Origin of the sequence: Butyricicoccus sp., from assembly GCF_050872565.1 — a bacterium.
GTDB lineage: Bacteria > Bacillota > Clostridia > Oscillospirales > Butyricicoccaceae > Butyricicoccus_A.
This window is the reverse complement of record NZ_JBNMHC010000421.1, coordinates 1-1,704: the sequence shown is the minus strand read 5'-3', so window position 1 is coordinate 1,704 and position 1,704 is coordinate 1. Positions and strand designations below refer to the sequence as shown.

Sequence of the window (1,704 nt, the reverse complement as noted above, 5' to 3'; positions counted from 1 at the left end):
TTTATCGCAAATGTTACCTTTGAGCCGGGCTGCCGCAACAACTGGCACATTCATCATGCAAAGTCCGGCGGCGGTCAGATTTTGATCTGTGTTGACGGCGAAGGCTGGTATCAGGAGGAAGGCAAACCTGCACGCAGCCTGAAGCCGGGTGATGTAGTCACGATTCCGGCAGAGGTAAAGCACTGGCACGGCGCAAAGGCTGGCAGCTGGTTCAGCCATCTGGCAGTGGAATGCCCGGGTGAAGAAACCTCAAATGAGTGGCTGGAAGCAGTGACCGACGAGGTATACAACAATCTGGAAGCATAATGTGTTTTTGATTGGAAATTGCCGTGTTTTGTGGTATACTGCGTATGACATCACTGGGAAATGAGGAATACTTCATGAAACAAGGCGCAATTTTTGATATGGATGGTTTGCTGCTGGATACAGAGCGCATGTATCGGGACAGCTGGAAAAAATCCGCAGAACAGTTTGGTTTGGTACACAATCCGGATTTTCCGCGGGCAGTATGCGGTTCGAGCGGTGCGCACATGCAGGAAATTATTCTGCAATATTATCCACAGGTGGATGCCAAGGCATTTGCAGAGGATTGTATTTTGCGCGTAGAACGGGAATTGCAATCCCATGTACCGGCCAAAACAGGTGTTTCTGAGATTTTACAGTATTTCAAGCAGCAGGGTGTAAAAATCGCTGTTGCAAGCAGTTCCAAGCTGGAAACCGTCAAGAGCAATCTGGATAAAGTCGGCATTCTTTCCTACTTTGATGCGGTTGTCAGCGGAGATCAAGTAAAACACGGCAAACCGGCACCGGATATTTTCTTACTGGCGGCACAGCAGATCGGATGTGCGCCGGAAAACTGCTATGTCTTTGAGGACGGCACCAACGGCATTCGCGCCGGTGCGGCAGCTGGCTGCACCACAGTCATGATTCCGGATTTGACGCCGCCCAATGCACAGCTAGAGCAGCTGTGCGCCGGAATTTATCCGAGCTTGTTAGATGCTATGCACGCCATCAAAAACGAAGAGATATGACGAAAGAGGCACCAAAAATGGTGCCTCTTTACTTATTTACCGATCTGTTGTGGATTTGAGAGAATTTGATTGAATAAATAATCGGTCTGTGAGAGTGAGTAGACCTGGCAAAACGAACAGCACGCAGATCAGGGAACAAATCGTGCCTCTGCCAATGAGATACCCTAACTGAGATAATAAGCCGTGTGTCGAGACCTTGCCGAGAAGAAAGCCGACGACGACCAGTGTCGTGCCGGAGGTCAGAATCGACGCGGTGACATGGGAAATAGTTTGAATCACGCTGTCTTTTTTGTCATACATCTTTCGATTTTCCTTGTATCGTTCTGTAAATAGAATGGCATAGTCGACGGTTGAACCCAACTGAATGGAACTGATAATCAGATAGGCGATGTAGAATAACGGCTTTTGCGTGAAATAGGGGATGGACAGATTGATCCAAACCGCAGTTTCGATGGTTAAAATCAGCACGGCAGACAGCGTGACGGAACGCATAGTAAACAAAAGAACAAAGAATACCGCGCCAATGGATACTAAGTTGACCTTGTTCATATCCGCCGTGACAGTATCCATTAGGTCATAGGTGCTGACACCGGCTCCCGCCAGATAATAGGTGTTCGGATAATATTTTTGAGCAGTTTTTCGGATGTTTTCAATGAGTGCGTTGGTTTCTTCT

At 47.9% G+C, this 1,704-nt stretch carries 3 protein-coding genes; 2 read left to right on the top strand and 1 reads right to left on the bottom strand.

What is annotated here, in order from left to right; all coding sequences use genetic code 11:
• Nucleotides 1-306 (top strand): cupin domain-containing protein (locus ACR0P9_RS12080; protein ID WP_432620491.1); only part of this gene is annotated, 306 nt, incomplete at its 5' end.
• 74 nt (nucleotides 307-380) lie between these two features.
• Entirely contained in the window at nucleotides 381-1,031 is a 651-nt protein-coding gene (locus ACR0P9_RS12075; protein WP_432620489.1) for an HAD family hydrolase, read from the top strand.
• Nucleotides 1,032-1,067: 36 nt separating this feature from the next.
• Here the strand turns inward: ACR0P9_RS12075 and ACR0P9_RS12070 are convergent.
• A partial coding sequence (locus ACR0P9_RS12070; protein ID WP_432620487.1) for an MMPL family transporter occupies nucleotides 1,068-1,704 on the bottom strand: 637 nt, incomplete at its 5' end.

Coding starts and splice junctions, on each gene's coding strand:
- ACR0P9_RS12075 (WP_432620489.1), top strand. CDS start 381: ATGAAACAAGGCGCAATTTTTGATATGGATGGTTTGCTGCTGGATACA.